This window comes from Streptomyces sp. NPDC101776 (genome assembly GCF_044766845.1).
GTDB lineage: Bacteria > Actinomycetota > Actinomycetes > Streptomycetales > Streptomycetaceae > Streptomyces.
Map to the genome: position 1 here is coordinate 286,281 of NZ_JBIWMV010000008.1, position 26,492 is coordinate 312,772.

Annotated in this window: 28 protein-coding genes; 8 read left to right on the forward strand and 20 right to left on the reverse strand. The window is 69.8% G+C overall.

All coding sequences use genetic code 11. The features are described 5' to 3' along the window. Nucleotides 1-171: 171 nt before the first annotated feature. Nucleotides 172-1,218: a chitinase gene (locus tag ACIRRY_RS25945; RefSeq protein WP_403976832.1), complete on the forward strand. Its 1,047-nt coding sequence runs from the start codon at nt 172-174 to the stop codon at nt 1,216-1,218. Nucleotides 1,219-1,287: 69 nt separating this feature from the next. Here ACIRRY_RS25945 and ACIRRY_RS25950 read toward each other — a convergent pair whose 3' ends face one another. The 5 genes from ACIRRY_RS25950 to ACIRRY_RS25970 all read right to left on the reverse strand — a co-directional run bounded on the left by ACIRRY_RS25950 (nt 1,288) and on the right by ACIRRY_RS25970 (nt 6,349). Then, on the reverse strand, nt 1,288-1,695 hold the full coding sequence (locus ACIRRY_RS25950) for a hypothetical protein (protein WP_403976834.1): 408 nt from the start codon (nt 1,693-1,695) through the stop codon (nt 1,288-1,290). Nucleotides 1,696-1,702: 7 nt separating this feature from the next. Continuing rightward, nucleotides 1,703-2,902 (reverse strand): cyclic dehypoxanthinyl futalosine synthase, encoded by a 1,200-nt coding sequence (mqnC, locus tag ACIRRY_RS25955; RefSeq protein ID WP_403976836.1) that lies wholly within the window; start codon nt 2,900-2,902, stop codon nt 1,703-1,705. A gap of 133 nt (nt 2,903-3,035) precedes the next feature. Next, nucleotides 3,036-3,623: a hypothetical protein gene (locus tag ACIRRY_RS25960; protein WP_403976838.1), complete on the reverse strand. Its 588-nt coding sequence runs from the start codon at nt 3,621-3,623 to the stop codon at nt 3,036-3,038. A 16-nt stretch (nt 3,624-3,639) separates the two neighbouring features. Continuing rightward, entirely contained in the window at nt 3,640-5,391 is a 1,752-nt protein-coding gene (locus tag ACIRRY_RS25965) for a serine/threonine-protein kinase (protein WP_403976840.1), read from the reverse strand. 109 nt (nt 5,392-5,500) lie between these two features. Beyond that, nucleotides 5,501-6,349 carry a menaquinone biosynthetic enzyme MqnA/MqnD family protein gene (locus ACIRRY_RS25970; protein ID WP_403976842.1) on the reverse strand — a complete coding sequence of 283 codons (849 nt, stop codon included), beginning with the start codon at nt 6,347-6,349 and terminating at the stop codon, nt 5,501-5,503. Between the two features lie 286 nt (nt 6,350-6,635). Between ACIRRY_RS25970 and ACIRRY_RS25975 the strand changes: the two genes are divergently transcribed. After that, entirely contained in the window at nt 6,636-6,839 is a 204-nt protein-coding gene (locus tag ACIRRY_RS25975; RefSeq protein WP_003992177.1) for a cold-shock protein, read from the forward strand. A gap of 183 nt (nt 6,840-7,022) precedes the next feature. Next, nucleotides 7,023-7,700 (forward strand): class I SAM-dependent methyltransferase, encoded by a 678-nt coding sequence (locus ACIRRY_RS25980; protein WP_403976844.1) that lies wholly within the window; start codon nt 7,023-7,025, stop codon nt 7,698-7,700. Here ACIRRY_RS25980 and ACIRRY_RS25985 read toward each other — a convergent pair. From ACIRRY_RS25985 to ACIRRY_RS26010, 6 genes are all read right to left on the reverse strand, one after another. Next, on the reverse strand, nt 7,653-8,210 hold the full coding sequence (locus ACIRRY_RS25985; RefSeq protein WP_403976846.1) for a hypothetical protein: 558 nt from the start codon (nt 8,208-8,210) through the stop codon (nt 7,653-7,655). The two genes, ACIRRY_RS25980 and ACIRRY_RS25985, sit on opposite strands and share 48 nt — an antisense overlap. After that, nucleotides 8,188-9,477 (reverse strand): WXG100 family type VII secretion target, encoded by a 1,290-nt coding sequence (locus tag ACIRRY_RS25990; protein WP_403976848.1) that lies wholly within the window; start codon nt 9,475-9,477, stop codon nt 8,188-8,190. Before ACIRRY_RS25990 ends, ACIRRY_RS25985 begins: the two co-directional genes overlap by 23 nt. 7 nt (nt 9,478-9,484) lie before the next feature. Continuing rightward, nucleotides 9,485-9,781, reverse strand: coding sequence for a DUF6317 family protein (locus ACIRRY_RS25995; protein WP_403976850.1), 297 nt, complete (start codon nt 9,779-9,781; stop codon nt 9,485-9,487). After that, a complete protein-coding gene (locus ACIRRY_RS26000) occupies nt 9,781-10,275 on the reverse strand; it encodes an SAV_915 family protein (RefSeq protein ID WP_403976852.1) in 495 nt (164 codons plus the stop codon). The genes ACIRRY_RS25995 and ACIRRY_RS26000 overlap by 1 nt, the downstream gene beginning before the upstream one ends. Before the next feature lie 230 nt (nt 10,276-10,505). Further along, nucleotides 10,506-12,284, reverse strand: coding sequence for a 3-oxosteroid 1-dehydrogenase (kstD, locus tag ACIRRY_RS26005; RefSeq protein WP_403976854.1), 1,779 nt, complete (start codon nt 12,282-12,284; stop codon nt 10,506-10,508). Nucleotides 12,285-12,389: 105 nt separating this feature from the next. Beyond that, nucleotides 12,390-14,303 carry an AMP-dependent synthetase/ligase gene (locus ACIRRY_RS26010; RefSeq protein ID WP_403976856.1) on the reverse strand — a complete coding sequence of 638 codons (1,914 nt, stop codon included), beginning with the start codon at nt 14,301-14,303 and terminating at the stop codon, nt 12,390-12,392. A 352-nt stretch (nt 14,304-14,655) separates the two neighbouring features. Between ACIRRY_RS26010 and ACIRRY_RS26015 the strand changes: the two genes are divergently transcribed. After that, a complete protein-coding gene (locus ACIRRY_RS26015; protein WP_403976857.1) occupies nt 14,656-15,549 on the forward strand; it encodes a MaoC family dehydratase in 894 nt (297 codons plus the stop codon). A gap of 207 nt (nt 15,550-15,756) precedes the next feature. Next, nucleotides 15,757-17,049, forward strand: coding sequence for a DUF6716 putative glycosyltransferase (locus ACIRRY_RS26020; RefSeq protein WP_403976859.1), 1,293 nt, complete (start codon nt 15,757-15,759; stop codon nt 17,047-17,049). 18 nt (nt 17,050-17,067) lie between these two features. Here the strand turns inward: ACIRRY_RS26020 and ACIRRY_RS26025 are convergent, their stop codons facing one another. The 6 genes from ACIRRY_RS26025 to ACIRRY_RS26050 form a co-directional block, all read right to left on the reverse strand. Continuing rightward, the gene (locus tag ACIRRY_RS26025) at nt 17,068-17,724 is read right to left on the reverse strand and encodes a TetR/AcrR family transcriptional regulator (protein WP_403976860.1); all 657 of its coding nucleotides are present in this window, start codon (nt 17,722-17,724) and stop codon (nt 17,068-17,070) included. 27 nt (nt 17,725-17,751) lie between these two features. After that, nucleotides 17,752-18,063 (reverse strand): DUF4229 domain-containing protein, encoded by a 312-nt coding sequence (locus ACIRRY_RS26030; protein ID WP_403976862.1) that lies wholly within the window; start codon nt 18,061-18,063, stop codon nt 17,752-17,754. A 76-nt stretch (nt 18,064-18,139) separates the two neighbouring features. Next, on the reverse strand, nt 18,140-18,664 hold the full coding sequence (locus ACIRRY_RS26035; protein WP_403976864.1) for a GNAT family N-acetyltransferase: 525 nt from the start codon (nt 18,662-18,664) through the stop codon (nt 18,140-18,142). A gap of 10 nt (nt 18,665-18,674) precedes the next feature. Beyond that, the gene (gene mqnE, locus ACIRRY_RS26040) at nt 18,675-19,838 is read right to left on the reverse strand and encodes an aminofutalosine synthase MqnE (protein WP_401951611.1); all 1,164 of its coding nucleotides are present in this window, start codon (nt 19,836-19,838) and stop codon (nt 18,675-18,677) included. A gap of 48 nt (nt 19,839-19,886) precedes the next feature. Then, on the reverse strand, nt 19,887-20,342 hold the full coding sequence (locus ACIRRY_RS26045; protein WP_200686906.1) for an Lrp/AsnC family transcriptional regulator: 456 nt from the start codon (nt 20,340-20,342) through the stop codon (nt 19,887-19,889). 70 nt (nt 20,343-20,412) lie between these two features. Continuing rightward, a complete protein-coding gene (locus ACIRRY_RS26050) occupies nt 20,413-21,051 on the reverse strand; it encodes a UbiX family flavin prenyltransferase (RefSeq protein WP_403976867.1) in 639 nt (212 codons plus the stop codon). A 153-nt stretch (nt 21,052-21,204) separates the two neighbouring features. Between ACIRRY_RS26050 and ACIRRY_RS26055 the strand changes: the two genes are divergently transcribed. Next, nucleotides 21,205-21,816 (forward strand): rhomboid family intramembrane serine protease, encoded by a 612-nt coding sequence (locus ACIRRY_RS26055; RefSeq protein ID WP_403976869.1) that lies wholly within the window; start codon nt 21,205-21,207, stop codon nt 21,814-21,816. A 46-nt stretch (nt 21,817-21,862) separates the two neighbouring features. On the opposite strand, the gene mqnP is transcribed toward ACIRRY_RS26055, so the two are convergent. After that, nucleotides 21,863-22,765 carry a menaquinone biosynthesis prenyltransferase MqnP gene (mqnP, locus tag ACIRRY_RS26060; protein WP_403976870.1) on the reverse strand — a complete coding sequence of 301 codons (903 nt, stop codon included), beginning with the start codon at nt 22,763-22,765 and terminating at the stop codon, nt 21,863-21,865. Further along, nucleotides 22,762-24,216 (reverse strand): menaquinone biosynthesis decarboxylase, encoded by a 1,455-nt coding sequence (locus tag ACIRRY_RS26065; RefSeq protein WP_403976872.1) that lies wholly within the window; start codon nt 24,214-24,216, stop codon nt 22,762-22,764. Before ACIRRY_RS26065 ends, mqnP begins: the two co-directional genes overlap by 4 nt. Nucleotides 24,217-24,292: 76 nt before the next feature. On the opposite strand from ACIRRY_RS26065, the gene ACIRRY_RS26070 reads away from it, so the two are divergent. Both ACIRRY_RS26070 and ACIRRY_RS26075 read left to right on the forward strand, forming a co-directional pair. Next, nucleotides 24,293-24,595 carry a PLD nuclease N-terminal domain-containing protein gene (locus tag ACIRRY_RS26070; protein WP_403976874.1) on the forward strand — a complete coding sequence of 101 codons (303 nt, stop codon included), beginning with the start codon at nt 24,293-24,295 and terminating at the stop codon, nt 24,593-24,595. A gap of 105 nt (nt 24,596-24,700) precedes the next feature. Beyond that, complete coding sequence (locus ACIRRY_RS26075; protein ID WP_403976876.1) at nt 24,701-26,116, forward strand: purine-cytosine permease family protein; 1,416 nt, start codon at nt 24,701-24,703, stop codon at nt 26,114-26,116. Here ACIRRY_RS26075 and ACIRRY_RS26080 read toward each other — a convergent pair. Further along, on the reverse strand, nt 26,067-26,414 hold the full coding sequence (locus ACIRRY_RS26080; RefSeq protein WP_403976878.1) for an ArsR/SmtB family transcription factor: 348 nt from the start codon (nt 26,412-26,414) through the stop codon (nt 26,067-26,069). The two genes, ACIRRY_RS26075 and ACIRRY_RS26080, sit on opposite strands and share 50 nt — an antisense overlap. Nucleotides 26,415-26,492: the final 78 nt, after the last annotated feature.

Sequence of the window (26,492 nt, forward strand, 5' to 3'; positions counted from 1 at the left end):
CGCTTCGTCGCCCGACTTGACCGTTTCGCGTCTCGATACCCGTGGGTTTCCTATGCTTTCTCTGTCTTCGTGAGACACAGCCCCATGTGCTTCATTTAGGCTTCGGAAACCGACTCTGTTTCCATCCTGAGACAGAAATCACCGTCCCCACGCGGAAAGGGTGCATGCTCAATGAGGAGTTTCCTGAAACCGGCGGCCGGGCTCACCTGCTTGTTTGCCCTCACGGTCACCGGGTGCTCCTCGAGCTCTGATGACTCGTCGGACGCGGCCCCGTCAGCGACCCGGGAAGCGAGTACGAGCCCCTCCGAAAGCGCCTCTCCGACACCCTCGGCCACGTCGTCGAGCACGTCCTACGCCCCGTACGTCAGCGTCACGACCGCCGCCGACACGGACAGCACGGGGTCGCCGTCGGCGTACAACCTCGCTTTCGCCATCGCCAAGGGCAGCACGTGTACGCCGGAGTGGAACGGCACGACCGCGATCGACAACTCGGCCGTGGCGTCCAGGATCTCGGCGCTCAAGACGTCCGGCGCGACCGTCCGGGTCTCCTTCGGCGGGGCCTCCGGCAAGGAGCTGGCGGAGACCTGTACCAGCGCGACCGCTCTCGCGAAGGCGTACGGCGAGGCGCTGGACGCGGCCGGTTCGACCCAGGCCGACTTCGACATCGAGGGCGACGCCCTCACCGACTCGACGTCGGTCGCCCTGCGTTCCAAGGCGATAGCCCTGCTCCAGAAGGAACGCACCGACCTCAAGGTGTCCTTCACACTGCCGGTGATGCCGTCCGGGCTCGACTCCGACAGCCTGGCGTTGCTGGAATCAGCGAACGACAACGCGGTCGCCGTCTCCACGGTCAACATCATGACGATGAACTACGGCGAGTCGTACACCGGGGACATGGGGGACTATGCGATCACGTCGGCCACGGCCACGCACACCCAGTTGAAGAAGGTGTTCGGGTTGTCCGATGCGGGGGCGTGGCAGGGGATGGCGTTGACCTCGATGATCGGCGTCAACGATGTTTCCGGGGAGACGTTCTCCCTCTCGGATGCGGCGCAGGTGCGGACGTTCGCGGAGTCGAAGCAGGTCGCGTGGGTGTCGATGTGGTCGACGTTTCGGGATCAGCAGTGTGAGAGCGGGTCGTCCGACGACGATGCGGCTACCGATTGCAGTGGGGTGAGCCAGAGTTCGGGGGCGTTCGGGGAAGCGTTTGCCGGGTGACGGTGCATTGCCGGGTGACGGTCGTATGTGGCTGGTCGCGCAGCTCCCCGCGCCCCTAGGGAGACTCTCCTAGCGGCGTCTGTGAAGTAGCCGGCCCGCGCACACCGTTGCGATGCACATGCCGGTCTCGTCGAATACGGCGAGGTCGGCTCGGCCTGGATCCACAAGGGCACGTGGGCCGGACAGGACCAGGACGTCGTTCCGCTCCGCCGCGGAGCGAAGTTCGGGTGAGTCGACGTGTTCCGCGAGGACAGCCGTCGCACCCGTTTTCAGTACGGCGTGGATGCGCTCGCGTGGGCTCGGGGCGGCCGGGAGGGGGCCCTCGTGAATGCGGGCCGGGCCCAGGACGCCCGGCCAACTCCGCACCCGTGCACCGGGAAAGCGCTGCTGAAGTTCCGGCAGCGTCCCGGTGCCCGCGATCCGGGAACCCTCGACGGCGACGGACCCGCCCTCGTCCGCCGTGTGAATCGTCAGCACGGGCAGGTCAGTTGGCCGACAGGAGCTTCAACTCCGGGTGGGCCGTGCCGCCTTCGATCGCCGTGGACGAGATGTGGGACATGACCCGCTCGTCGACGGGGTCGTTCGCCGGGTCGTCGTGGACGACGATGTGCTCGTAGGTGGTGGTCCGTTGGGCGGGGACGCGGCCCGCCTTGCGGATCAGGTCGATGATCTCCAGGCGGTTGGAGCGGTGCTTGGCGCCGGCGCTGGAGACGACGTTCTCCTCCAGCATGATCGAGCCGAGGTCGTCCGCGCCGTAGTGCAGGGAGAGTTGGCCGACCTCCTTGCCGGTGGTGAGCCAACTGCCCTGGATGTGGGCGATGTTGTCCATGAAGAGCCGGGCGATGGCGATCATGCGCAGGTACTCGAAGAGCGTGGCCTGCGTGCGGCCCTTCAGGTGGTTGTTCTCGGGCTGGTAGGTGTACGGGATGAAGGCCCGGAAGCCGCCCGTACGGTCCTGGACGTCACGGATCATCCGCAGGTGCTCGATGCGCTCGGCGTTGGTCTCGCCGGTGCCCATGAGCATCGTGGACGTGGATTCGACGCCCAGGTTGTGCGCCGCCTCCATGATCTCCAGCCAGCGCTCGCCGGACTCCTTGAGGGGCGCGATCGCCTTGCGGGGGCGCGCGGGGAGGAGTTCCGCTCCGGCGCCGGCGAAGGAGTCGAGACCGGCCGCGTGGATGCGCGAGATGGCCTCCTCGACGGAGACCTTCGAGATACGGGCCATGTGCTCGACCTCGGACGCGCCGAGGGAGTGGATGACCAGCTGGGGGTACGCGGCCTTGATCGCGGCGAAGTGCGTCTCGTAGTACTCGACGCCGAAGTCCGGGTGGTGTCCGCCCTGGAACATGATCTGCGTACCGCCGAGTTCGACGGTCTCCGCGCACCGGCGCAGGATGTCGTCGAGGTCCCGCGTCCAGCCCTTGGCGGTGTCCTTGGGGGCGGCGTAGAACGCGCAGAACTTGCACGCCGTGACGCACACGTTCGTGTAGTTGATGTTCCGCTCGATGATGTACGTCGCGATGTGCTCCGTACCCGCGTACCGCCGCTTGCGTACGGCGTCGGCGGCGGCGCCGAGCGCGTGCAGCGGGGCGTCGCGGTAGAGGTCGAGCGCCTCTTCGGGGGTGATGCGCCCGCCCTCGGCGGCACGGTCGAGGACGGACTGAAGCTCGGCCTTCTCGGTCACCGGGAGGTCCCTTTCGTCAAGGGTCGCGGGCGGGCAAGGGTTACTTGCGGACCTTGTCAGCCTACGCCAGCGGATTTCTCGCCCCGCCCTCAGGTCAAGCGCGTCCCGACCTCGGGCCACGTGCGCTCCGACCTCAGGCCGTGTACGCCCCGACCAGCAGCCCGAGGAAGGCACCGGCGAGCAGAAACGGCCCAAAAGGGGCCGCGGCCTTCCCCCTCCGGGCCAGGACACCCCCGTACAACCCCCTGAGCGCGAACCCCGCGAACGCCCCCAGCATCACCGTCGGCCACCCGTACCACCCGAGGACGACCCCCGCCGCGACCCCGACCTTCGCCTCCCCGACGCCCAGCCCACCGCCGCCCGGGTCCAGGCGCGACAGCGCGAAGTACCCGGCACCCAGCGCCAGGGCCCCGAGCAGCGCGGTCCTCCAGTGTCCGGCGTGCTCGGGCAGGAGGGTCACGACGCCGAGGAGGGCGAGGGCGACGCCCGCGGCGGGGAGCGCCAGGTCGGCGGCGGACCGTGCGGACAGCACGGCTGCGGGCGCGAGCAGCAGCCACACCCCCACCTCGGGTCTGATTCCGGTGGCGACGGCGAGGGCGACGCACACCAGCACCACGAGGAGAGCGGTACCGGCACCGCGCCGCCCGACCCGCGCCACCACCGCTCCCGCACCGGCGCCCCACACCCCCGCGAGGGCGATCAGGAGATGGTCGTAGTCCACTCGGCGGCCCCGGTCCCTACTCGACCTTCGACATGCGCGCGGTCGGCGAGCCCTCGGCCGAGCTGTCCGACACGTACTTGAGGTCGTCGCCGACGGGGGTGAGGGTGACGGTGTGGGCCGCCTGGTTGCACACGTCACGGTTGGTCTTCGCGCCCGCGGCCGACGCGACGAGCTGGGTCTTCGTCACCCGCTTCAGGGTCAGTACGTCGTCGCAGACCCCGCCGAGCTGGTCGGTCTGCCGGAGGATGCCCACCTGCTGTCCCACGGCCGCCTTGGCGACCGTGATCCGGAAGGTCCCGTCCGGGAGCGTGCCGCCGAGTGCGGTGCCCTCGCCCTCCCAGGTGCCGAGGTAGACGGCGGGGACGGACGGGAGCGGGGTGCCGTCGGCGGTGCTCGGCGCGGGGCTCGGCACGCCGGTCGACGTGCTGGTCGACGTACTGCTCGGTGTGGCGCCCGGCGCGCTGCTCGGGGCCTTGCTCGTCGTCGGCTCGTTGGCCGAGCCCGCGGAGGTGTCCGAGTTCCTGTCGCTGTCGCCCGGCAGCCAGGAGTACAGCGCGAGCGGCCCCAGCACCACCGCGGCGAACCCCGCGACGACCACCACGAGCGCGCAACTGACCTTGCGGCCACGCTTGTCGGCCCCCGGAGCCGCCGTGGCCCCGAGGGAGAAGGAGACCTTCCCGGAGCGGCGTCCCGCGTCCGGGGGCAGTGTGTCGTGCGGGAGCGCGTCACGGGGTTCGGGCACCACGAAGGGCGGTGCGGTGGGCGCCGCCACCGGCATCACCGGCGGCGGCCCGAAGGCTCCGGAACCACCACCGCCCAGCGAGGGACCGCTGAACGCCACGGGCCCCGAAGGCACCCCTTCGGCCACTCCCGCGGCCTCAAGGTTCAACAGCTGTACGGCACTTCGGCTGACCTGCTCCACCAACGCCCCCGGCAGCCACCCGCCCGCCACCAGCCGGGCGGCCCCGTCCGGAGCGAGCCGCCGCGCCACCTCACCCGGAGTCGGCCTGGCAGCAGGGTCCTTGGCGAGACAGGCGAGGGCGAGCTCCCGCAACTCACCGTCCATCTCCCCCAGTTGGGGCTCTTCGTGGACGACCTTGTAGAGGAGGGCGGCCGAGGAGTCACCGGGGAAGGGGGATTCGCCGGTGGCCGCGTACGCCAGCACGGCGCCCAGGGAGAAGACGTCCGACGCCCCGGTCGCGCCCTTCCCGAGGATCTGCTCGGGGGCCATGTAGCCGGGCGAGCCGACGGAGACGCCGGTCGAGGTGAGGGAGGCGGTGCCGTCCGTGGCGCGGGCGATCCCGAAGTCGATGAGGAGCGGCCCGTCGAGGGTGAGGAGCACGTTGGACGGCTTCACGTCCCGGTGCACCAGCCCCAGTTCGTGGACGGCCGTCAGCGCTTCGGCCAGCCCCGCGCCCAGCGCCCGTACGGTGGCCGTCGGCAGCGGCCCGCCGTCCGCGACGGCGCCGGAGAGCGACGGACCGGCCGCGTACGCCGTGGCGACCCACGGCACGGCGGCTTCGGGGTCCGCGTCCAGGACGGGGGCCGTCCAGGCGCCGCCCACCCGGCGCGCGGCGTCGACCTCGCGGCGGAAGCGGGCGCGGAACTCCTCGTCGAGCGCGAAGTGCGGATGCACGATCTTGACCGCGACCGTACGGCCGCCCGCGCTGCGCCCGAGATAGACCCGGCCCATCCCGCCGGCACCGAGCCGGCCGAGCAGCCGGTAGGGCCCCACGACCCTGGGTTCGTCGTCTCCGAGCGGCTGCATGCCGTCCACCCCTCCCCCGTACGACTTCCAGCAGGGTAGTGCGCGACACCCCACCGGTGAGGACGGCCGGAGCAGAACCGTCCGCTGTCTTCTACGGCTACTACGTCTCTTACGGCTGGAGCAGTTCCACGTTCACGTCGGCCGGGAAGCCGGTCGTAGGACCGACGCGGCGGGCGAACTCGGCGACCGCGGCCAACTGGGGTGCGCCGAGGCTGAAGTCGAGGGTGGTGAAGTACCGCTCCAGGACCTCCTCGTCGAAGTCCTCCCAGCGGGCGGCCTGTTCGGCGACCTTGCCGACCTCCTCCAGGGAGAGGTTGCGGGAGGCGAGGAAGGCCTCGTGGACCTTGCGCGTGATGACGGGCTCGCGCTCCAGGTAGTCGCGGCGGGCGGCCCACACGGCGAAGACGAACGGCAGCCCGGTCCACTCCTTCCAGAGCGAGCCGAGGTCGTGCACTTCGAGCCCGAAGCGCGGCCCGTCGACGAGGTTGGCGCGCAGCGCCGCGTCTCCGATGAGTACGGCGGCCTCGGCGTCCTGCATCATCAGGCTCAGGTCGGGCGGGCAGGTGTAGTAGTCGGGCTGGACGCCGTAGCGCTCGGCGAGGAGGAGCTGGGCGAGGCGGACGGAGGTCCGCGAGGTCGAGCCGAGCGCGACCCTGCGGCCGTCCAACTGGTCCAGCGGGACCTGCGAGACGATCACGCAGGACATGACCGGGCCGTCGCAGCCGACGGCGATGTCGGGGAAGGCGACCAGGTCGTCCGCGTTGCGGAGGAACTCGACGAGCGTGATCGGCCCGATGTCGAGGTCTCCCTGCACCAACTGCTCGCTGAGCTTCTCCGGGGTGTCCTTGGTCAGCTCGAAGTCGAGAAGCGTGCCTGTTCTCGCGAGCCCCCAGTACAGGGGCAGGCAGTTCAGGAACTGGATGTGGCCGACGCGCGGCCGGGTGCGAGAATTGTCCACGACGTGAGGCTAGACCTCATGCGGTACGCTCCATACTTCGGCCCCACAGTCAAGCCCCTGGCGATCTTCAAACGTCCGGGTGATGTGATCTTGGCCTCTATTGCTTTCGGCTGCCCGAGTGCTAGGCTCGCCGCAAGTTGCAGTTTGGTTTCCCTTGCAGTACAGAGCCTGCGGAGCATGTAACCGCGGGCTCTTGTCGTTTTCAGACGTATGCAGTAGTGCGGGACTTGTTTTCACACTTGCAGGGTTCTGGAGCAGGGCAACCCTTTGGGCCCAAGGAGGGCTTATGGCTACCGGAACCGTGAAGTGGTTCAACGCCGAAAAGGGCTTTGGCTTCATCGCCCAAGAAGGCGGAGGCCCCGATGTCTTCGTTCACTACTCCGCGATCAACGCGAGCGGCTTCCGTTCGCTGGAGGAGAACCAGCAGGTCTCCTTCGACGTGACCCAGGGTCCGAAGGGCCCGCAGGCGGAGAACGTCACCCCCGTCTGAGTCACCCGATCGCAGTCATTCGGTCTCTGAGCCTGGTGCTTTGATCCGGAACGGATAGCAAGACCCAAGGAGCCCCGCGCCGCAAGGCGACGGGGCTCCTGCCTTTGCCCCCGGCGGTCGGGCGGGTTGTCGGTGGGGGTCGGCCCGGTCGGTTGTCAGTGGCCGCCGCTAGGGTCCCCGCCCATGACACCGACACCCGCCGGCGAGGCCGACTTCGTGACCACCACCCGGATCTTCTACGACGCGATCGCCGAGGACTACGCGGAGATGTTCGCGGGTGAGTCCGGTGGCCGGCCACGCGACTGGACGGTGCGGGCCGCGTTCGCCGAGCTGGTGACCCGTGACGGCGGCGGGCAGGTGGCCGACCTCGGCTGCGGCCCCGGCCGGACGACCGCACACCTCGCCTCCCTCGGCCTGGACGTCTTCGGCCTCGACCTGTCCGGGTCGATGCTCGCGATCGCCCGCCGCGAGAACCCGGGACTGCGCTTCCGGCAGGGCTCGATGCTGGACCTGGACATCCCCGACGGGGCGCTCGCGGGGGCCGTCTCCTGGTACTCGTCCATCCACACCCCTGCGGACCGACTCCCGTCCCTCTTCACGGAGTTCCACCGCGTCCTGGCCCCGGGCGGCCACCTGCTCCTCGCCTTCCAGACCGGCGACCAGCCCCTCACCCTCGACCAGCCCTTCGGCCACCCGGTACGCCTGGACTTCGAACGCCGACGGCCGGAGCGGATGGCCGAGCTACTGGAGGCGGCGGGCTTCGCACTCCGATCACGGACGGTCCGTGAGGCGGACGAGAAACTCAGGGAGTCGTCACCGCAGGCGTTTCTGACCGCCCACAAAAGTGCGGCTGTGTTCTAGGGCCTGGCGGGCGCCGACCTCGCTCGGGTACTCGCGGACGGTGAACGCGGCGAGCACCCAGCCGACGCAGCCCGCCGCGAAAGCCGGGGCGACCGGTGCCGCGACCAGCAGAAGGACGCGGCCCGCGACGGCCAGCCCGGTGGAGCGGCGGGTCTCGTCCCGTTTGGCCCGGCGGGCTCTGTCGGGCGACGGCGGGTCGAGCAGCTTCTTGTGGTGGTCCCGGCGCTGTACCCGCCACCCCCACACCAGGGCTACGAAGGACAGGGCCACCTGCGCCCAGTCCCACACCGTGCGCACCGTCGACGGCAGGCTGGCGCGGAAGCTGCCGTAGAGAACGAGCGCGATGTAGCAGAAGAAGGCCAGCACGAGGAACCAGAGAAGGGCCCCGGAAGCACGGCGCAGCCAGTAGCGCGTGCCGCGCTCGTACCAGGTGGTGCCGAGTCCCGGCAGAGCAGGGATCCGGGCCGGGGATCCGGAGGCAGGGACCTCAGAAGATGCTTTTGATGCCATGCCAGACGTCATCCTTCAGTCGTACGAAGTCATGCCCCGTGTCTGTCATGACATTGCCCGCGCCGTGCAGCACACCGCCGACCACCCCGTGGTCGTGGATGTCCTCGCTCCAGTGCTCGTGGAACGCGTGGTCGATGACACCGGTCGCCCCGACGACGATCGCGCCGCCCACTCCGGCCACGACGATCGCGGGAGCTTCGAAGGGCGCGGCGGCCACCAAGCCTGCCGTGATGGCCGCACCGGTGACCAGCCCGGCCACGTTGGCGCCACCGTCCACGGCGACCGAGTGCTGCCAGGACCACCCCTTGTCATGGTCGTCGGATGCCTCCAGCAGCCCGCAGGCACCGGCCGCGGCGACGTCCAGGACCGGGATCTCCTTGAGGAAGTCCGGCAGCTTGTCCAGGCTCTCGCCCGTGCGCAGCGCGTCCGCCGCATCGCCGAGTTTGACGTTGAGGACACGGTCGTACGGCAACTTCGTACTGCCGTTGTCCGCGGCGGCTATGTCGTCCTCCAAGGACCGCACCTTGGCGACCGCGTCGGCGTAGGCCCCCTTGGCCGGAAGATCCTTGGGCAGTGCGCGGCCCGCCTTCTGGAACGTCCTGCGCTCCGCGCGGAGTTCCTTCTTGGCGGCCTGCGCCTCGGACTTGGCGTCGTCGATCTCGGTGCGGGCCTTGGCACCGTCGGCCCGGGTGTCCTCGGCATCGAACGCGTACAGGCCCCGCAGATAGTCCGCCAAGGTGACCTTGTCACCGGTCGACACCGGCGCGGTCACCTGCTCGTACAGCTCCCCGAGCCGGTCCGCGGCCACCAGCCGGGCCTGCTGGGCGGTGTGCAGGACCTCCTTGCGGACCGTGTCGTACTCGGTCATCGCGGAGATCGTCTTCTGGTCCGCCGCGCTGGGCGGATTCGCCGTGACCATGGCCGACGGCACACCCTTGTCCCCCATCGGGACGCCCTTGCCCGTGGCGACGTGTTCGGCGTTCTGCAGCGCCGTCTCGCATGCGGACAGCGCCTCGGCGAGGGTGTCGAGGATCTCTCCGGCGGAGTGCACCAGACCGGCGAAGGCACCGGCCGTCACCGCGTCCTCGGTGTACGTGGCGCGGAAGGCCTCCGCCGATTCGCCCTTCCAGCCCGCGTCGTCGACCAGGGCGTCCACCGCGCGCGTGAGCGGACTGATGACATCGTCGAGTCTGTCCTTGGCGTTCTTGTACGTCGTGGCCATCGTGCGGAGCCCGCCGATGTCGCCGCCCACCCAACTGTCGGTCATCGGCCCCTCATCCCGCCATCAGGTCGTCGAACACGCCGTGGACATCGACGTCGTGCCGGTGGAAGGAGTCGCGGGCGTAGGCGACCTTGTCACCCCGGTCGTCCAGCCGGTCGGCGAAGCCGATGTGGAGAGCGACGATGAGATCGGCGACCTCCTTGATGGCGTCGTCTAGCCCAGCGTCCCCGCCACTCACCACGGGCGGGGCCACCTGGTCGTGAAGCTTCCGGTAGTCCGTGGCCTGGTCGTGGAACATCGAGGCCATCGAGGTCAGATCGCTCAGGACCGCCTTGAAGTCGGCAGGCATCAGCGCACCTCCCGTGCGTAGGCGGCCAGTTCGGCCGGCCCCCAGTTCCGCTGCCCGGCCGCGACCCGCGGATCCAGCAACACGCTCGCTCCCCGCTCACTCAGTCCCTCGGCCAACGGCCCGAGCGAGGTGGCGACCCACGGCTGAGCGTCCCCCAGCGCGTCGACCAGCTTCTCCAGAGAGGTGAAGGAGAAAGCCACGGTCCCACCGGTGGGATGTGTGAAGAGTTCGTACGCGATGAACGGCACCCGCACCCCCCGCCCCTCCTCGTCCACCGCGTCGACGTACCGCGGATGCGCCGGCACGAAGACGGGCGTCTCGTACGGCGGGACACCGGGCCGGGGTCCGGGCCGTCCGTCCGCCGCCGGACGCGGAGGCGGCGCCGCCTCCGCGTAGTCGAGCAGACTCGACCGGCGCGCCTCGGGCACCCCCGTCGCCGCCGGTCCCGGTCCCTGCGCGTAGTCAAGAAGGCGTGAACGGTTCGGCTCCCCCACCGCCGTCTCCTCTTCCCCGTAAGTCGTCGTAGGCCGTCGCAGGCCGTCGTGGTCGCTGTGAACGTGTTCGCGCCATCACAGTAGCCACCGGCCCAGGGCCCAAATCCGGCTATGTCAGCCCTCCGAGCCCGTTGCATGCGCAATGCATACGGCTGCTTGGTCCCGGCCTGGCCATCCCTTGACCGCACGATGACCAGACCGGGGCGGCCGGGGCAGCGGCCCTACGACGGCTACAGCGCCCCCGCCAGATCCAGCGCCGCCACATACCCGAACGTCATCGCCGGACCGATCGTCGAGCCCGCGCCCGCGTAGCTGTGCCCCATCACCGCCGCGCTCGCGTTCCCGGCCGCGTACAGACCGGGGATCACCGAACCGTCCGCCCGCAGCACCCGCGCCCGTGCGTCCGTCCGCATGCCGCCCTTGGTGCCGAGGTCGCCGGGGACGATGCGGAAGGCGTAGTACGGGGGCAGCCAGAGCGGGGCGAGGCAGGAGTTGGGGAGGATCGAGGGGTCCGTGTAGTAGTGGTCGTACGCGCTGGCGCCGCGCCCGAAGTCGGTGTCCTTGCCGCTCGCCGCAAGGGAGTTGAAGCGGCTGACCGTGGAGCGCAGGGCCGCCGCCGGGACCCCGATGGACGAGGCCAGGGAGTCCAGCGTCCACGCCTTGTACGCGGCACCCGAGTTGTACCAGTCGTCGGGGAAGGTGAAGGTCGGGAGGACGTCCTTGAAGAGGTACCGGTTGCGGTAGTTCTGGTCGACGATCAGCCAGGCCGGGATGTCGGGGGCGGTGCCGTCGCGGTCGTACATGATGTGGACGACATCGCTGTACGGCGCGGCCTCGTTGACGAAGCGGGAACCGGCCCGGTTGATCAACAGACCGCCGGGGAGGGTGCGTTCGGCGAGGCAGAAGTAGGGCGAGCCGGGGAGCGGGATGGTGGGTCCCCACCAGGCGTCGTCCATCAACGCCAGGTCCGCGCCCGCGCGTTGGCCCGCCCGGATGCCGTCGCCGGTGTTCTCCTTCGCGCCGACGGTCCAGTCCGTGCCGATGGGCTGGCGCTGGTACTGGGCGCGCATGGCCGCGTTGTGCTCGAAGCCGCCGGAGCCGACCACGACCCCGCGCCGGGCGCGCACGAGGCCGGCGGTCCCGCCGCTCGTGACGACGGCTCCGGTGACCGTGCCGTTCTCCAAATAGAGGTCGGTGAGCGGGGTGTTGAGCCACACCGGCACCTGCGCGGACTGGAGTCCGGCGCGCAGCCCGGCGGCGAGGGACTGCCCCATGGTGAGCGGCTTCTGCCCGAGCAGGGCCGCCTTGGTGCCCCGGGCCAGACACTCGGTGGCGACGGCGGCGCCCTTGACACTGACCGCGGACAGGGCGAGCCACTTGTAGTCGGCGCTGAAGACGACCATGCCGCTCGGGACGGCCATGTACGGCGGGTTGAGATGGGCGAGTTCGGCGCCGAGGATGTTCCCGTCGAGCTGATCGGGCTCTATGGAACGGCCGTTGGGCAGGCCGCCCGTCAACTCCGGGTAGTAGTCGCTGTATCCCTCCATCCAGCGGAACCGCAGCGGGCTGTTCGCCATCACGAAGGAGATCATGGCGGGCCCGTGGGCGAGGAACGACTGCCGACGGTCGGCGGGCACATCGGTGCCGACGACGGCGGCGAGGTAGGCGGCGGCCTTCGCCGGCGTGTCCGGCACCCCCGCCGCCAGGATCACGGGATTGTTCGGAATCCAGATCCCGGCCCCCGAACGGGCCGCCGACCCCCCGAACGTCGGCGCCTTCTCCACCACCACACAGCTGAGCCCCTGCTTGGCGGCGGTCAGCGCGGCCGTCATCCCGGCCGCCCCCGCCCCGACCACCACGACATCGTAGGTACCGAGCAGCGGAAGATCGGCGGCCCGCGCCGAGTACTCCCCCACCCCACCGACCACACCGAGCGCGGCAACCGCACCACCCGCCAACACACGTCTACGACCAGGAAGTTGAGCGCGATCGTCCGTACTCGGCGTCATGGCGGCTCCAGCCCGACGAGGAAATGGGCTGGGAATGTCGCGCGGGGGTCTTGTGAAGTCAATAACCAGGCCCGCACCAAAACACCAAATCGACCCGAACGGCGCTTAGTTCGCGTACAACTCCTCGATGTCCCGCGCGAAGTCCCGCATGACGACCTCGCGTCGGAGCTTCATCGAGGGGGTCAGATGGCCCGCCATCTCGGTGAAGTCGACCGGGAGGATGGTGAAGCGGCGGATGGACTCGGGGCGGGAGACGAGTTTGTTGGCGTCGTCGACGGCGCGTTGCAGGACCGCGATCAACTCCTCGTCGTTGATGAGGAGTTCGACCGGGACCGGGTGTTTGCCGTTCATCTGGCGCCAGTGGGTGATGCCGTCGAGGTCGAGGGTGATGAGGGCGGCGACGTAGGGGCGGCGGTCGCCGACGACCATGCACTGGGCGATCAGCGGGTGGGAGCGGAGCCAGTTCTCCAGCGGGGCCGGGGCCACCTTCTTGCCGCCCGCAGTGATCAGGATCTCCTTCTTGCGGCCGGTGATGGTGAGGTAGCCCTCGTCGTCGAGGCGGCCGATGTCGCCGGTCGCGAGCCAGCCGTCGGGGGACGCGGGGATCACCCCGTCGCCGTGCGGGTCCCAGTAGCCCCGGAAGACCTGGCTGCCGTGGAGGAGGATCTCGCCGTCCTGCGCGATCCGCACCCGGGTGCCGGGCATCGGCCAGCCCACCGTGCCCAGACGGGGTTTGAGCGGGGGTGTGCAGGTGGCCGCCGCCGTCGTCTCGGTCAGGCCGTAGCCCTCGAAGATCTCGATGCCCGCGCCGGCGTAGAACGCGGCGAGGCGGCGGCCCAGCGGGGAGCCGCCGCAGATGACGTAACGGAGCTTGCCGCCGAGGGCGTTGCGGATCTTGCGGTAGACGAGCGGGTCGTAGAAGGTGCGGGCGGTCTTGAGCGGGCGGCTCGGGCCTGATCCCTTGCCGGACTGGCCGGCCTCCTGCGCCTCGCCGTAGCGGCAGGCCACGTTCGTGGCGCGGTCGAAGACCTTGCCGCGGCCGCCCTTCTCCGCCTTCGCCCGCGCGTTGTTGAAGACCTTCTCCAGCATGTACGGGATGGCCAGCAGGAAGGTCGGCTGGAAGCTGGCCAAGTCGGCGAGCAGGTCTTCCGACTTGAGGCTCGCGGCGTGGCCGAGGCGGACCCGGGCGCGGACGCACGCGATCGCGACCATCCGGCCGAACACATGGGAGTAGGGCAGGAAGAGGAGCGTGGAGGGCTCCTCGTTCGGCTTGTTCTTGAAGACGGGGTAGAGGAGTTCGATCGCGTTGTCGATCTCCGCGAGGAAGTTGCCGTGGCTGATCGCGCAGCCCTTGGGGCGGCCCGTGGTGCCCGAGGTGTAGATGACGGTGGCGAGCGTGTCGGGCAGCAACACCCCACGCCGTACGGCGACTTCCTGGTCCGGGACGGTCCGGCCCAGCTCGGCCAGCCGGTCCAGATGGCCCTTCTCGAAGACCCACATGTGGCGCAGGTCGGGCAGCCGGGGCGTCTCCGGGCCGAGCGAGGACGCCTGCGCGACCGTCTCGGCGGCCATCGCGACCGCGCCGGTGTCCTGGAGGATCCACCGGATCTGGAACAGGGAGGAGGTGGGGTAGATGGGGACGGTGACCAGGCCCGCCGCCCACGCGGCGAAGTCGAGGAGCGTCCACTCGTACGACGTCCGCGCCATGACCGCGATCCGGTCGCCCGGCGCGAGCCCCTCCGCGATCAGCCCCTTGGCGACGGCCTGCACCTGATCGGCGAACTCCGCCGCCGTCACATCCGCCCAACTCCCGTCCTCCGCCTGCCTGCTGAGGACCAGGTGGTCGGGCGCCACCGCCGCGTTCTCGAACGGCACGTCGGCGAGCGAGCCGTGCGTCGCCGGCGGCACCAGCGGCGGTACGGACACCTCCCGCACCACTCCGTCGAGCCGCCGGATCTCGGGCTCGACTAGTACGGGCGCGCCGTCGTAATCATGGCTGGACGGGTACGCGAGGGACATGGCAGCTCCTGTGGCGTGCAGCTTGTACCGCTCTGCTGCATTAGGTACGCATGGTGCGTACCGAGGTGTTCATCCCGGCCCGCAGCCGGGGTGTTACCTCGGGTCAGGTCGCAGATCGTACGGGGCTCTCGTGGGGAGTTCGTGCGGTTTCGGGGGTGGTACCGGGCCGGGCCTGTGCAACCTCGGCGGGTTCGCGACGCTTTGTCAGCTCTACGTCGACCGTGCGTCTCCTGAGCGTCACTCATGCACCCGCCATGAGTCGTCCGGCTCGCCCCACTTGGCCTTACCTACGGTAACCTTACTGCGAAGTAAGCCGAAAAGAGCCGCCCAGGAGACCACCCGGGAGTGGGACATGGCCAACCCCTATCCGCCGCTCACCGACACCCCCGCACTCACCCCGCTCCTCCTCCGCGGCGCCCTCCTCTCCCCCTTCAAGCGGCCCGGCCCCGACGCCCAGTTCCCCCGCACCCGCCTCGTCCTGCCCGGCGTCCGCGTCGACCTGGCCCGGCTGGCCGCCTACGAACGCGTCTGCGGCTTCCCCACCGGCGACGACGCCCTCCCCATCACCTATCCGCACGTCCTCGGCTTCCCCCTCGCCATGCGCCTGATGAGCTGCCGGGCCTTCCCGCTCCCCCTCCTCGGCCTGGTCCACACCTCGGTGGAGATCACCCGGCATACGGCGGTACCGGCCACGGGCGAGTACGAACTCACGGTCTACGTCGACGAGTTGACCCCGCACCGACGCGGCACGGAGGCGACGGTCATGACGGAGATGCGGGTCGGGGGCGCGGGAGCGGCCGGGGGCGCGGGAGCGGCCGGGGGCGCGGGCAAGCCCGTATGGGAGTCGCGGAGCACCTACCTCGCCCGGCACCACCGCCCCGACGTGCGGGCGCCCGAAGTCCCGGACGCCCAGGCCCCGTTGCCCACCGTCGCCGAGTGGCGGCTCGGCGAGGACGTCGGCCGGCGCTACGGTGCCGCGTCCGGCGACCGCAACCCCATCCACCTCTACCCGCTCACCGCCCGCCTCTTCGGCTTCCCCCGGGCCATCGCGCACGGCATGTGGACGGTGGCACGGTGCCTGGCGGCGCACGGAACGCCCGAATCGGCGTATGTGCGGGCGGAGTTCAGGGCGCCGGTGCTGTTGCCGGGGGTGGTGGAGTACGCGGCGGAGGGCGGCCGGTTCGAGCTGCGGGACGGCACCGGGCGAGTGCATGTGGATGGCTGGATACGCCCGTTGGTTTCGTGAACACGCGTGAACATCAGGAAAACAGTCCATGACCGCGGCCCATCGGTGAATGGCGAACTCCCCAACCGGCAGGACGAGTTGAAGAATCCCTCGTAGGAGAATCCCAGGCAGCCCCAGCCACCTGCCAGCCATCTCCCAGAAACCGCTCAGCCACCCTTCCTAGCCTCGGCTCCTCCGCCGGACCCCCGCCAGGAAGGGCCCTGAGCCATGCCCCCCAGACGCATCGCCGTACTCGCAGACTCGGACACCCGCTGGAAGTGGGGTGCGTCCGTGGCCCGGCGGATCGCTCCCGGGCACGCCCTCGACGCGTACTTCCTGCGCGGCCGGTCGACGCCCACCGAGCGGCAGCTCGCCGAGATCGGCATCGAACCCGACACCGCGCGCGAACTCCCCGCGGCCGAACTCGTCGACAACACGGATCTGGCCGACGCGGACATCGTCGTCATGGCCGTCTCCGGCGGCACGGTCCTCGCCCTCACCCACAGCCTCGGCCTCGCCTGGGCGGGCCGCGAGCACCGGCCGATCACCGTCACCGGATACGTCGGCGTCGTCTACGAGAAGATGATCGACGGACTGCTGACCCGCGGCGGCAGCGACCTCGTCCTCGCCAACTCCGCCTACGACGCACGCCGGTTCGGCGCCGCGTTCGCGAGCGTCGGGGTCGACCCGGACTCGGTGGTGGAGTGCGCGCTGCCGTTCCTCGGCGGCGCGCCATACCGGCCGTCCACCGACCGGCCGTTCACCCTCACCTTCGCCGTCCAGCCCTCCGTGCCCAAGAGCAGGCAGGACCGGCTGCGGCTCCTGGAGCGGGCCGCCGCCCACGCCCGGCGCCACCCCGACCGCCAGGTCCTGATGAAGCTGCGCAGCCTCCCCGGCGAACACACCACCCACGTCGAGGCGGACCCCTACCAGCTCCTCGTCCAGAACCTGGCCCGACCCGCCCCCGCCAACCTCCAGTTGGTCTACGGCAACATGGGCGAGGTCCTCGACCGCACCGACCTGCTGGTGACCGTCAGCTCCACCGCCGCGCTGGAGTCGATGCAGCGGGGCATCCCCACGGCGGTCCTCACCGACTTCGGCGTCCGCGAGGCGCACGGCAACCACTACTTCATCCACTCCGGCTGCCTGGCCTCCTGGGACGAACTCGACGCCGGCGCCCTGCCGTCGCCCGATCCCGCCTGGGCCGCCGCGCAGGGCATCGGCAAGAGCGACCCCTACGCCGCCGCCCGCGCCCGCGTGGCCGCGCTGCGCGCCGCGGGACCGCTGCCGACGCTGCGCCCCTACTACACACCGGAGCGCGCCGGCATCTACCTGGTCGGCCTCCTGACCCGCAACGGCTTCGACGAGAAGGGCCGCCCGCTGAACACCCCGCCGCGCGCGAGTGGTTCGGGCCGGATGAAGAGGGCCGTACGAGGAGCGGCCCGGCGTGGCGCCAAGGCCGTGTACCGGGTGGGGTATCAACGGGTCGCGCCGACGCTGCGCAGATGGGGAGCGGTGTAAGGAGCGCCGTACCCGGTACTAGCGGCCCTCGGTGTCGCTGGGCGGCGTCCAGGGCCGCCCCTCCATCAGGTTGCCGAGGCCCGCCCACGCGAAGTTCATCAGGGTGGCCGCCGCCTGCTTGGCGGTGGCGCCCGGCGTCACGTTGGACCAGGCGGCGAGGGACTCGGCGGCACCGACCAACGCCTCGGCGAGACCGGCCACTTCACGCTCGGCGAGGTCGGGGTCGCGGTGGGCCTCACGGGCGGTGACCGCGATCAACTGGGTGACGAACGCGACGAGTTCGGCGCGCATCGCCGCCACCTCGGCCGCGAAGGGCTCGCCGTGGGTGCGGGCCTGGAGGTGCAACACAGCCCAGCCGTCCGGGTGTTGCGCGGTGTGCGTGAAGAACGCCCGCAGCCCGTCCCAGAGTTGGCGGTCGGCCGTCGAACCGGTGTCCACGCCGGCCCGTACCGACTCGGTGAGCGCCTGGCCCTCGCGCCGGATGCACGCGGTGAACAGGTCTTCCTTCGAGTTCAGGTAGAGATACACCAACGGCTTGGACACGCCCGCGAGTTCGGCGATCTCGTCCATCGACGCGGCCATGTAACCGCGCTGCCCGAAGGTCTGCACGGCGGCGTCGAGCATCTGCTGCTCACGGACCGCACGCGGCATCCGTTTGGTCTTCACGGCACCCATGGGGCCAAGGGTAGTTCGGCCCAGGGGTCAGGAAGTCTGGCCCTGCGGGTGGGACGTCGGCTGGGCGGCGTCGACCGTCTCGTCCTCCTGGCTGCGGTTGGCGTCCAGGTTGGCCTTCATCCGGTCGACCCGCTCGACGATCTGCAGGGAAGCCCGGTCCCGCACCCCGCGCAGCACCACGAAGCTGATCGGCGCCGAGATCACCAGCGCCAGCAGGACGATCCACATGCCGTTGGACTCGCCGAAGCCGCGCGGGAAGACGCCGAGGTAGACGAGGCCCCAGACAACTCCGAGGCAACCCGCGAAGACCCCGGCGCGCATCAGCGTGTAGCGGAACATCTCAATCCACTCTTCCGATTCCAAACAGGGGCACCAACCAGTGAAGCACGGTGCCGCACCCGATCTTGTAGGGGGGTCACAACAGCGGCAGCAGCATGAAGATGTCGTCCCGGTCGTCCCCCGGCGCGACCCGGATCGCGCCGGGCACCCGGCCGACCTCCTTGTAGCCGCAGGAGCCGTAGAACCGCTCCAGACCGTGGCCGCCCCGGCAGGTGAGGCGGATCGCGTCGACTCCGTCGAGGCCGCGGGCCGCTTCCTCGGCGGCGGCGAGCAGGTCGCGGCCGTAGCCCCGGCCCTGGTGGCGGGGGTGGACCATCACCGTGTAGAGCCACACCCAGTGCCGCATCAGGCGGTGCGTGTTGAACGAGATGAACGCCGTCGCGGCCACCTCGCCCGTCTCGTCCCGGCCGACCAGCAGCCGGATGCGGCCCTCCACCATCGCCACGAAGTGCTTCACCAGCTCGGGCCGGACGTCGTCCACCGTGATCGGCGCCACGAATCCGACCGAGCCGCCCGCGTTGGTGACGTCCGCCCAGAGGGTGAGGAGGCCCTCGCGCAGGGCGGGGGATATCGGAGGGTCCAGTTCAAACGTCAGTGCCATCGTGCCGTTCTCACACTCGCATCGGCTGCGGGGACTCGCGCCGCGCCGGGTCCGGACCGTCGTACTCGCGGATGATCTCGTAGCGCGTGTTCCGCTCGACCGGCTGGAAACCGGCGTCGCGGATCAGGTCGAGGAGGTCGTCGCGGGTGAGCTTGTTCGGGGTGCCGTAGTTGTCGGCGTCGTGCGTGATCTTGTACTCGACGACCGAGCCGTCCATGTCGTCCGCGCCGTGCTGGAGGGCCAGTTGGGCGGTCTGGACGCCGTGCATGACCCAGAAGACCTTGACGTGCGGGACGTTGTCGAACAGCAGCCGCGAGACCGCGAAGGTCTTCAACGCCTCGGCGCCGGTGGCCATCTGCGTCCGCGCTTGCAGACGATTCCGTACCTTCCCGTCCTTCATGTCCACGAAGTCGTGCTGGTAGCGCAGCGGGATGAAGACCTGGAAACCGCCGGTCTCGTCCTGGAGTTCACGCAGCCGCAGCACGTGGTCCACGCGGTGACGCGGCTCCTCGATATGGCCGTAGAGCATGGTGCACGGGGTCTTGAGACCCTTCTCGTGGGCCAGCCGGTGGATGCGCGACCAGTCCTCCCAGTGCGTGCGGTGGTCCACGATGTGCTGGCGGACCTCCCAGTCGAAGATCTCCGCGCCGCCGCCGGTGAGGGATTCGAGGCCCGCGTCGATCAACTCGTCGAGGATCTCACTCGCGCTCAGCCCGGAGATCGTCTCGAAGTGATGGATCTCCGTGGCCGTGAAGGCCTTCAGCGAGACCTCCGGGAGGGCCTTCTTCAGCTCGCTCAGGGAGCGCGGGTAGTAGCGCCACGGCAGGTTCGGGTGCAGGCCGTTGACGATGTGCAGCTCGGTGAGGTTCTCGCCCTCCATCGCCTTGGCGAGGCGGACGGCCTCCTCGATGCGCATCGTGTACGCGTCCTTCTCGCCCGGCTTGCGCTGGAACGAGCAGTACGCGCAGGACGCGGTGCACACGTTGGTCATGTTGAGGTGGCGGTTGACGTTGAAGTGGACGACATCGCCGTTCTTCCGCGTCCGCACCTCGTGCGCCAGCCCGCCCAGCCAGGCCAGGTCGTCCGACTCGTACAGCGCGATGCCGTCCTCGCGGGACAGCCGCTCACCGGAGCGGACCTTCTGCTCCAGCTCGCGCTTGAGCCCGACATCCATGCCCATACCTCTTCCTAAGACAGCTTGCTCAACGGTACGCCTAGACCTCTACGACTCTTCCGGCAGCTCTCCGACCCGGTTCTCCCACTTCGTGGAGAGCACGATCGTGGTACGGGTACGGGAGACGCCCTTGGTCCCGCTGAGCCGCCGGATGGTCTTCTCCAGGCCGTCCACGTCCGGTGCCCGCACCTTGAGCATGAACGAGTCCTCGCCCGCGATGAACCAGCAGTCCTCGATCTCGCTGAGGTCCTTCATCCGGCGCGCCACGTCCTCGTGGTCGGCGGCGTCGGAGAGCGAGATGCCGATCAGGGCGATGACGCCGAGGCCGAGGGAGGCCGAGTCGACGGTCGCGCGGTAGCCGGTGATGACACCGGCCGCCTCCAGCCGGTTGATGCGGTCGGTGACACTGGGTCCCGACAGGCCGACGAGGCGCCCCAGCTCCGCGTAGGAGGCCCGGCCGTTCTCTCTCAGGGCCTGGATGAGCTGCCTGTCCACCGCGTCCATGCGATCGATTGCCTTCCGGTGATGACGATGAGGATGAAGTGAATGAAGCTGAATGTGCCGATGCCGTACGTCAGTTGATGGCGCGGGCGTCCCCGAGGTCGCCCGTCCACCGCCGGTACAGCTCGTGTGCGACGCCCGCCGAGTCCAGGACCCGCCCGGCGACGAAGTCCACCAGGTCCTGGATGTGGGTGGCTCCGGCGTAGAACCCGGGTGAGGCCGGCACCACGGCGGCACCCAGGTCGTCCAGGGTCACGAGGTGCCGCAGCGTCTGCCCGTTCAACGGCGTCTCGCGTACGGCGACCACCAGGGGGCGGCGCTCCTTGAGGGTCACGCTCGCCGCCCGCTGCAACAGGTCCTTGCTCAGCCCGAGGGCGACCCCCGCGACACAGGCGGTCGACGCGGGCACGACGATCATCCCCTTCGAGGGGTACGACCCCGAGGACGGCCCCGCCGCGAGGTCGCCCGCGCTCCAGTGCCGTACGGCGTCGGTGTCGATGGCGGGCCGGAAGGTGCCGGGCTTGCCGTCGGCGCCGCGGGCCAGCCATTCGCGCAGGTCGTCCTGCCAGTGCGCGTCCCGGAACGAGATCCCCGTCTCGTCGAGGAGCGTGAGCCGGGACGCCCTGGACACCACGAGGTCGACACTCTCGCCGGCGTCGAGGAGCGCGCGCAGCACGGCAGCCGCGTATGGGGTGCCGGAAGCGCCGGACACCCCTACGATCCAAGGCGTACGCGGCGTCTCTCCTGGCTTGACTGGGTTCACGACACCGAGCCTAGCTGGCGTCGCGGGACGGGAACCGGTCAAGGGTGCCGGGGCGTTCTTCTGTGGGGACGAGTGGACCGCGAGTGGACCGTGGGGGGTGCCATGTCCGGTATGCAGTCGGAGTGGTCGCAGGGTGACCGTGCGAAGGCCGCGGCCAAGCTGATGGTGGGCTGGGTCGCGCTGTTGTGGCTGCTCGAAGTGGTGGACGTGGTGTCCGGCCACGCCCTCGACAGCCTCGGGATCGTCCCGCGCGAGCCGTCCGAGCTGCTGGACATCGTGCCGGCGGCGTTCATCCACTTCGGCTTCGCGCATGTGGCGGCGAACAGTGTGCCGTTGCTGGTGTTCGGCTTCCTCGCCGCGCTGGGCGGGATCCGGCGGTTCGCCGCGGTCAGCGCGCTGATCATCGTCGCGGACGGTCTGGGCGTGTGGCTCATATCCCCGGCCCACACCAACACGGCGGGCGCCTCCGGCCTGATCTTCGGCCTCTTCGGCTTCCTGCTGATCACCGGCTTCGTCGAGCGCCGCCCCCTGGGCATCGCCGTCGGCCTGCTCATCGGCGCGGTCTGGGGCACGTCGATCCTGTTCGGGCTCGCGCCCACGCAGTCGGGGGTCAGCTGGCAGGCCCACCTGATCGGGCTGGCGGCGGGGATGGGGGCGGCGTTCGTGTTCCGGCGGCGCACTCCCGTCGAGCAGCGCGGCGCGCTGAGCGCGTAAGGGCCCCCGCACCGACACGCGTACGCGTGACGCGCTCAGCGCCCGCTCAGACCGTCAGACCCCGAACCAAGAGATCGAGTAGCGCACACACGAACAGGGCGATCCCGATGAACCCGTTGACGCTGAAGAACGCCCTGTTCAGCCGGGAAAGGTCATGCGGCCGGACGATCGAGTGCTCGTACAGGAACGCGCCCGCGACGATCAGCAGCCCGAACCAGTAGAAGGCGCCCGCGCCGGTCGCCGCGCCGTACCAGGCGAGGAGGGCCGTGGTGATCGCGTGGCAGACCCGCGCGCCCCAGATGGACGCCGGGATGCCGAAGCGCGCCGGCACCGACATCACACCGATCTCACGGTCGGTCTCGATGTCCTGGCAGGCGTAGATCAGGTCGAAGCCGCCGATCCAGATGCCGACGGCGAGACCGAGGATCACCGCGTCCCAGGACCACTCGCCGGTGATCGCCAGCCAGCCGCCGACCGGGCCCATCGCCTGGGCGAGACCGAGGATGGCCTGCGGGAAGTTCGTGAACCGCTTGCCGTAGGGATAGACCACCATCGGGATCACCGCGATGGGGGCCAGCGCCAGGCAGAGGGGGTTGAGGAGAGCCGCCGAGCCGAGGAACACGACCAGCGCGACGAGCGCGCCCGTCCACGCGTGCTTGACCGTCATCGCGCCGGTGACCAACTCCCGGTGCGCGGTGCGCGGGTTACGGGCGTCGATCTCCCGGTCGATGATCCGGTTCACCGCCATCGCGAAGGTCCGCAGGCCCACCATGCAGATGGTGACCAGCAGCAGCCGCCCCCAGTGGATGTTCCCGTCCAGCCGGAACATCGCGGTCAGCGCCGCGATATAGGCGAAGGGCAGGGCGAACACGGAGTGCTCGATCATGACGAGGCGTAGGAACGCCTTGGTGCGCCCCGGCTGCGGGATCGCGGCTGATGCGCTGCTCACGAAAGTCCGTACTCCTTCCACCGGCGGTCGACCTTCGCCGCCGTCTCCGGGTCGGACAGGACCATCTCGGGCCAGCCGCCGTCCCGCGTGTAGCCCTCCTCGGGCCACTTCCTCGTCGCGTCGATCCCCGCCTTGCCACCCCAGAACTGCTGGTAGGAGGCATGGTCGAGATGATCGACGGGTCCTTCCACGACCGACAGGTCCCGGGCGTAGTCCGTGTTGCCCAGCGCCCGCCACGCGACCTCGTGCAGATCGTGGACGTCGCAATCAGCGTCGACGACCACGATCAGCTTGGTCAGGGACATCATGTGCGCACCCCAGACCGCGTGCATCACCTTCTGCGCGTGCTTCGGGTACTTCTTGTCGATGGAGACGATCGCGCAGTTGTGGAATCCGCCCGCTTCGGGCAGGTGGTAGTCCACGATGTCCGGCACGATGATCTTCAGCAGCGGCAGGAAGAACCGCTCCGTCGCCCGTCCCAGCGGTCCGTCCTCCGTCGGAGGCCGCCCTACGACGATCGACTGAAGCAACGGCCGCTTCCGCATCGTGACGCAGTCGATGGTCAGCGCCGGGAAGGGCTCCTGGGGCGTATAGAACCCCGTGTGGTCCCCGAACGGCCCCTCCGGCAGCATCTCGCCGGGCTCCAGCCACCCCTCGATGACGACCTCGGCCTGCGCCGGCACCTGCAACGGCACGGTCTTGCAGTCGACCATCTCGATCCGCTTCCCCGCGATGAACCCGGCGAACAGGTACTCGTCGATGTCACCGGGAAGGGGCGCGGTGGAAGCGTACGTCACGGCGGGCGGACACCCGAAGGCGATCGCGACGGGCAGCCGCTCCCCGCGCCGGGCCGCGACCTGGTAGTGGTTCCGGCTGTCCTTGTGGATCTGCCAGTGCATGCCGATGGTGCGCTTGTCGTGCCGCTGGAGCCGATAGAGCCCGAGATTGCGGATCCCGCTCTCCGGGTCCTTCGTATGAGTCAGCCCCAGATTGAAGAAGGACCCACCGTCCTGCGGCCAGGTGAACAGCGCGGGCAGCAGATCGAGGTCGACGTCGTCGCCCTCCAGAACCACCTCCTGCACCGGCGCGTCCTTGACCTTCCTCGGCGGCACATGGGTCATCGACCCCAGCTTCCCGAAGGCGTCCCGCACCCCCACGAACCCCTGCGGCAGCTCGGGCCGCAGCAGCCCGCCGATCTTGTCCGAGATATCGCCGTACGACTTCAGCCCCAGCGCTTTCAGCAGCCGCCGGTCGGTCCCGAAGACGTTCATGGCGAGCGGCATGCTCGCGCCACGCACATTCTCGAAGAGAAGCGCGGGCCCACCGGCCTTCTGGACCCGGTCGACGATCTCCCCGACCTCCAGATACGGGTCCACCTCGGCCTTGATGCGCTTGAGGTCGCCCTCGCGCTCCAGTGCCCTGAGCAGGGAGCGAAGATCGTCGTAAGCCATGTGTCCAAGTATCTGCCACCCGCTAACCTGACCCCGTCACCGGGGCCGTCCCACCACTCAGGAGAATCTCGCCGCCATGCTCAGGTATCTGCCCTTCCTGCTGGTCCTGGCTCTGTGGATCTACGCCTTCGTGGACTGCCTGAACACGCCCGAGGAGGACGTACGGGGCATGCCGAAGCTGGCGTGGGTGTTCGTCATCCTGCTCTTCGGCGAGGTGCTGGTGGGCCCGATCGCCTGGCTGATCGCGGGCAGGCCGCGGCGCGAGCCGGCCGGGGCGCAGGGCGCGCAGGGCCGGTGGATCGCGCCGGACGACAACCCCGAGTTCCTGAAGTCCCTGAACAAGGACGACCCCAAGCCGGACCCGAAGACGGAGCAGTAGTCCCGCGGGACCCAGGGATACGTGCAGGTTGTACGCCGCCGAGCGCCCCGATGCGGACATTGCGCCTCTGGGCCCGGACCGGCAGGAACCGGACACTTACCTCGCATGACGACTGCTCCCGCCGAATCGACCGGCACCCTCGCCCCCGAATACGGTGACAAGGTCATCGCCGTAGAGACGGCCGGTGCCGAACCGATCCCCGATGCCGAACGCCACGGCAGCCCGCTCCAGCTCCTCTGGACCTGGGCCTCCCCCAACATCGAGTTCGCGACCGTCTACATCGGCGTGATCGCGGTTCTCTTCTTCGGCCTGAGCTTCTGGCAGGCGACCGCGGCGATCGTCCTGGGCACCGCCCTCGGCGCGATCACGCAGGGCTTCCTCTCCCTGGACGGCCCGCGCTTCGGCGTCCCGCAGATGGTGATCGGCCGCTTCTCCTTCGGTTTCCGCGGCAACATCATTCCGTCGGCGGCCAACGGCCTTGTGGCGGGCGTCGGTTGGTTCGCGGTGAACAGCGTGAGCGCGGCGTTCGCGCTCAACACGCTCACCGGCCTGCGCCCCCTCCCGTCCCTGCTGCTCGTGGTCGTGGCCGAGATCCTCATCGGCTTCATCGGCCACAACTTCGTGCACACCTTCGAGAAGTACGCGTTCCCGGCGCTGGCGGTGATCTTCCTGCTGGCCGGCGTGTGGACCTTCAAGGACGCGCACCTGGGCGCGGGCGGCACGGGCGGCGGCATAGGCGGCTTCCTCCTCGCGTTCAGCGCGGCCTGGGGCTACGCGGCGGGCTGGAACCCGTACGCCACGGACTACGCGCGCTATCTCCCCCGTACGGCGAACAAGTTCAGGACGGTCCTCTACCCGGCGGTCGGCCTGTTCGTGTCCGTCACCTTCGTGGCGGTGATGGGCGCGGCCTCGGCAACGCTGCTGGCCCCCAAGGACGCAACGCCCACGGCGGCCTTCACCGGCCATCTCCCGTCCTGGCTCGCCGACTTGGTACTGATCGCGATCATCCTCGGCGCGATCTCGGCGAACGCCCTGAACGTCTACTCCGGCGCGATCTCCCTCACCGCGCTGGGCCTGAAGCTCCCCGCGTGGCTCAACCGCAGCGTCCTGGTGGTGGTGTCGGGCGTGGCCGGTACGGCGGCGGCGTGGGCGTCACTGTCCGACGCGGGTTCGGCGTACGAGGCGTTCCTGCTGGTGATCGCGTACTGGGTGGCACCCTGGCTCGGCGTGGTCCTGGTGGAACGCTGGTTCCAGTCCCGCACGCCCACCGAAGACCTGGCCCCCCGCCTCACCGACCCCACCTTCACCAACTGGCCGGGCCTGGCAGCCCTGTTGATCGGCGTCGCGGTCTCGGTCCCCCTCTTCTCCAACCAGGAGGACTACGTCGGCTACGTCCCGAAGCACTGGCCGTCCTTCGGCGACAGCACGCCGATCGTGGGGTTCGTGCTGAGCGCGGTGCTGTATGTGGTGCTCAGGCGTCTCGCAGGACGAGTTCCAGCAGCCCCGGAAACCGCGCACTGAACTCGTCCCGCCGCAGCCGATTGACCCGCTTGGGCCCCTCGTCCCGCTGCTCCACGACCCCGGCACCGCGCAGCACGGCGAAGTGATGGCTCAGCGCGGCCTTGCCCACCGGCACGTCGAAGCTGCCGCAGGTTCGGGTCCAGTCCGCCGACCCCGCCAACTCCCTTACGAGGGTGAGGCGTACGGGGTCGGCGAGGGCGGCGAGGGCGGTCCCTACGGGGACGTCGTCGGGGTGGGTGTGTTCGGGGGCGGCACGGTGACTGCCCGTGCTGCCGCCGCTGCCGGTTCGCTGCGTCATGCCCGCCCTCCGCCTCCGCCTCATGCTCCCGCTTGCCGAGTGTTCGACGAAAACCATACACTCGCGAGTGTTCGCTTT

Bases quoted from the DNA above. Each gene is read 5' to 3' on its own strand.
- ACIRRY_RS25945 (WP_403976832.1), top strand. From the start codon at position 172: ATGAGGAGTTTCCTGAAACCGGCGGCCGGGCTCACCTGCTTGTTTGCC.
- ACIRRY_RS25965 (WP_403976840.1), bottom strand. From the start codon at position 5,391: ATGCAGCCGCTCGGAGACGACGAACCCAGGGTCGTGGGGCCCTACCGG.
- ACIRRY_RS25975 (WP_003992177.1), top strand. From the start codon at position 6,636: ATGGCTACCGGAACCGTGAAGTGGTTCAACGCCGAAAAGGGCTTTGGC.
- ACIRRY_RS25980 (WP_403976844.1), top strand. From the start codon at position 7,023: ATGACACCGACACCCGCCGGCGAGGCCGACTTCGTGACCACCACCCGG.
- ACIRRY_RS25985 (WP_403976846.1), bottom strand. From the start codon at position 8,210: ATGGCATCAAAAGCATCTTCTGAGGTCCCTGCCTCCGGATCCCCGGCC.
- ACIRRY_RS25990 (WP_403976848.1), bottom strand. From the start codon at position 9,477: ATGACCGACAGTTGGGTGGGCGGCGACATCGGCGGGCTCCGCACGATG.
- ACIRRY_RS25995 (WP_403976850.1), bottom strand. From the start codon at position 9,781: ATGCCTGCCGACTTCAAGGCGGTCCTGAGCGATCTGACCTCGATGGCC.
- kstD (WP_403976854.1), bottom strand. From the start codon at position 12,284: ATGACGCCGAGTACGGACGATCGCGCTCAACTTCCTGGTCGTAGACGT.
- ACIRRY_RS26010 (WP_403976856.1), bottom strand. From the start codon at position 14,303: ATGTCCCTCGCGTACCCGTCCAGCCATGATTACGACGGCGCGCCCGTA.
- ACIRRY_RS26015 (WP_403976857.1), top strand. From the start codon at position 14,656: ATGGCCAACCCCTATCCGCCGCTCACCGACACCCCCGCACTCACCCCG.
- ACIRRY_RS26020 (WP_403976859.1), top strand. From the start codon at position 15,757: ATGCCCCCCAGACGCATCGCCGTACTCGCAGACTCGGACACCCGCTGG.
- ACIRRY_RS26025 (WP_403976860.1), bottom strand. From the start codon at position 17,724: ATGGGTGCCGTGAAGACCAAACGGATGCCGCGTGCGGTCCGTGAGCAG.
- ACIRRY_RS26030 (WP_403976862.1), bottom strand. From the start codon at position 18,063: ATGTTCCGCTACACGCTGATGCGCGCCGGGGTCTTCGCGGGTTGCCTC.
- ACIRRY_RS26035 (WP_403976864.1), bottom strand. From the start codon at position 18,664: ATGGCACTGACGTTTGAACTGGACCCTCCGATATCCCCCGCCCTGCGC.
- mqnE (WP_401951611.1), bottom strand. From the start codon at position 19,838: ATGGATGTCGGGCTCAAGCGCGAGCTGGAGCAGAAGGTCCGCTCCGGT.
- ACIRRY_RS26045 (WP_200686906.1), bottom strand. From the start codon at position 20,342: ATGGACGCGGTGGACAGGCAGCTCATCCAGGCCCTGAGAGAGAACGGC.
- ACIRRY_RS26055 (WP_403976869.1), top strand. From the start codon at position 21,205: ATGTCCGGTATGCAGTCGGAGTGGTCGCAGGGTGACCGTGCGAAGGCC.
- ACIRRY_RS26065 (WP_403976872.1), bottom strand. From the start codon at position 24,216: ATGGCTTACGACGATCTTCGCTCCCTGCTCAGGGCACTGGAGCGCGAG.
- ACIRRY_RS26070 (WP_403976874.1), top strand. From the start codon at position 24,293: ATGCTCAGGTATCTGCCCTTCCTGCTGGTCCTGGCTCTGTGGATCTAC.
- ACIRRY_RS26075 (WP_403976876.1), top strand. From the start codon at position 24,701: ATGACGACTGCTCCCGCCGAATCGACCGGCACCCTCGCCCCCGAATAC.
- ACIRRY_RS26080 (WP_403976878.1), bottom strand. From the start codon at position 26,414: ATGACGCAGCGAACCGGCAGCGGCGGCAGCACGGGCAGTCACCGTGCC.